Annotated in this window: 1 protein-coding gene; it reads left to right on the top strand. The window is 29.7% G+C overall.

Features of this window, described 5'->3' with window-relative positions; all coding sequences use genetic code 11:
* Window positions 1-27 precede the first annotated feature (27 nt).
* Window positions 28-249: tetratricopeptide repeat protein (locus SB724_RS21245; protein WP_410572987.1), on the top strand; the 222-nt coding region annotated here is incomplete at its 3' end.

The following is a 249-nucleotide window of genomic DNA, read 5'->3' as shown; positions in this document are numbered from 1 at the left end:
AAGCATAATATGGTGAATCCGTATGAAATGTTTTATTTAGGAGTTATAGAATATGAAACAGGTAACTACACAAAGGCTATAGAGTATTTTGATGTATCATTGAAGCATTATAAGGATTTTGCTGATGCCCAGTATTATAAATCTTTATCATTAGCTAAACTGAATAAAGGAATAGAAGCAAAGGCATTATTTCTGGAATCAAAGGAAAATTTTGAAAAAGGAACTTCATTCAATGAAGGGAATTCTTTG

Origin of the sequence: Bacillus sp. SIMBA_031 (genome assembly GCF_046535225.1) — a bacterium.
GTDB lineage: Bacteria > Bacillota > Bacilli > Bacillales > Bacillaceae > Bacillus > Bacillus velezensis.
Note: the sequence above shows the minus strand (reverse complement) of the source record. Positions and strands in the feature narration are given on the sequence as shown.